Origin of the sequence: Corallococcus terminator (assembly GCF_003611635.1) — a bacterium.
GTDB classification, from domain to species: domain Bacteria; phylum Myxococcota; class Myxococcia; order Myxococcales; family Myxococcaceae; genus Corallococcus; species Corallococcus terminator.
In genome coordinates, this window is record NZ_RAVZ01000638.1 from 1 (window position 1) to 1,981 (window position 1,981).

General features: G+C 71.2%; 3 protein-coding genes and 1 pseudogene. 2 read left to right on the top strand and 2 right to left on the bottom strand.

Annotation, left to right across the window (positions count from 1 at the left end; genetic code table 11):
• A pseudogene (locus D7V88_RS41000) lies at positions 1-660 on the top strand (serine/threonine-protein kinase); the annotation flags it as partial.
• 67 nt (positions 661-727) lie between these two features.
• Here D7V88_RS41000 and D7V88_RS41005 read toward each other — a convergent pair.
• On the bottom strand, positions 728-1,120 hold the full coding sequence (locus tag D7V88_RS41005) for a hypothetical protein (RefSeq protein ID WP_120545895.1): 393 nt from the start codon (positions 1,118-1,120) through the stop codon (positions 728-730).
• A gap of 140 nt (positions 1,121-1,260) precedes the next feature.
• Complete coding sequence (locus tag D7V88_RS41010; RefSeq protein ID WP_120545896.1) at positions 1,261-1,566, bottom strand: hypothetical protein; 306 nt, start codon at positions 1,564-1,566, stop codon at positions 1,261-1,263.
• A 244-nt stretch (positions 1,567-1,810) separates the two neighbouring features.
• Between D7V88_RS41010 and D7V88_RS41015 the strand changes: the two genes are divergently transcribed.
• Positions 1,811-1,981, top strand: a 171-nt coding sequence (locus D7V88_RS41015; protein WP_504815068.1) for an SLOG cluster 4 domain-containing protein, incomplete at its 3' end; no start/stop codon positions are given.

Here is a 1,981-nt window from a genome sequence, read left to right on the forward strand (position 1 = left end):
GCGCCCCCCGTCGCGCACTCGCCGGTGCGCCCGCCCGTGGGCAATGCGCCGGTACCGTCGCCGTCCGTCCATGCCGTGCCGCCGGCCCCGCCGTCGCCTGTCCCGCCGGTGGCTACGCGTCCCCCGCCCGCCGTCGGAGCGCCTCCCGCGTCCGGCAAGGGGCTGACGCCCGGTCAGCGCAAGGGGCTGGTGGTGGGCGGAATCGGTGTGATTCTCGCGGGCCTGGCGCTGGTGTTCGTGCTGCCCGGCGGGGGCGTGGAGGTGCGCAACGCCCAGGCTGGCGAGCGCGTCTACGTGTCGGGCGTGCTGCTCGGGGCGGACCACTCCCTGCCGGAGAGCCCGGGAGGGTGGCTCATCTCCACCGCCGTGGATGGCCGGCTGCACCGCTTCGGCAAGGTGTCGAAGGCGGAGCTCATCGACCTGCGCACGCTCGCGGATGCCGCGCCCCAGGCGGACGCCAAGGGCATGCTCAGTGTCACCGGCCCCGCGGGCTGCCGCGTGGCGCTGGGCTCCCAGGTGCTGGAGAGCGCGACGCCGCTCGTCAGTTCGATGCCCGCGGGGCGCGAGTTCGAAGTGCGCGTCACCTGTGGCGGCAAGCCCGACGTCGTCCGCTGGGTGATGGCCGTCCCGGGCCAGAGCGTCGCGCTCGACGTGCCCTGAGCCGTACGCGGGACATGAGGGACAGGGGCTGCCTCCACGGGGCGCCCCTTCACCCTGGCTCCTGCGTCTACAGCGTCCGCAGCAGGTAGCGCTTGTAGTCGCCGTAGCCCGGAAGGTCGCTGCCCAGCGACCCGTCCACCTTCGCCTTGACGGTCAGGGTGCCCCCCGCGAGTTCGAGCGTGTAGCCGGGGTCTTCCTTGTGGATGACGTGCACCGTCTTGATGCCGTCGCGCACGGCCTCCTTTCCAATGGTGTCGCCGCAGACGGCCTTCAGGTCGTCGATGAGGCGGTCGAAGATGCCATTGGAGATCATCTGGATGGCGGCCACGGAGGTGAAGCTCTCCTCCTCGAGGGTGACCTGGAGGTCCGCGCCGCCCGCGGCCGACCTCAGCTCCTCCAGCTTCGGCGCGAAGGACTCTTCCTTGAACGCCGCCAGCTCCTTCCGTTCCGCGAGACCCATGGTGCCGTTGCTCCGTGATGTGTCCGGGCGGAAGCGCCCGACGCCCTGGGACGGTCCTGGACGCGACCCCCGGCTGTCAACGCCCGGAAGCGGCGGAAAAGGCGTCCCGTCCTTCCAGGTTCCAGGAAGGGTGGTGCCCCTCAGTCGTGCTTGCCCACGTGCAGGTCGCCGTGCTGCACGCAGACCCAGTGGAAGGCACAGGAGCACGCCACCGCGCGCGCGTGCGTGCAGCAGCGGCCGCCAAAGTGCTCCGGCAGGGGCTCCCGTCCCTGCGCGGGCGGTTCGGGCAGCTCGCGCGGCGCGCCCCGGCCGGAGTCCGCGGGCACGGTGCCGCAGCAGCCCTTCGGCAGGCAGTCAGGGCACAGGGACAACTCGCAGTGGGCGCACCAGTCGAACACTTCACCGGCGGTGCCACGGCGTTCACAACCTCCACAGGCGTCGAACATGGGCGTCCTCCAGGCTCACTCCACACGAAGGTAGAGGAGGGGTCCGACATCACGGGCCGTGCGAAGCAGAACAGGCGCTTCGGGTGGGGTAGGCGATGGATGTCCAACGCTCCGACCGCGCACCTTCCACGGGTGGACGCGACGCAGGCGGTACGTCGGTCCGTGATCCCTTGCGTCACTGGCTGGGGATTCGCATGGAACATAGGTCGTAGATGTGTTCCGGAAATCCGGGGAGGACGCAGCCATGCGCAGACACCGCCGCATCATCGGAGTGTTCGGCTCCGGAACGGAGGCCCACGAGGAGTGGGTCGTCCCCCTGGCGCGGTGGATCGCCGAGGCGGGCTTCGACCTGCTCACCGGGGAGGGCGGCGGCGTGATGAGCGCGGCGGCGGCGGCCTTCGTCCAGGTGGAGGGG

Coding starts and splice junctions, on each gene's coding strand:
- D7V88_RS41005 (WP_120545895.1), bottom strand. CDS start 1,120: ATGGGTCTCGCGGAACGGAAGGAGCTGGCGGCGTTCAAGGAAGAGTCC.
- D7V88_RS41010 (WP_120545896.1), bottom strand. CDS start 1,566: ATGTTCGACGCCTGTGGAGGTTGTGAACGCCGTGGCACCGCCGGTGAA.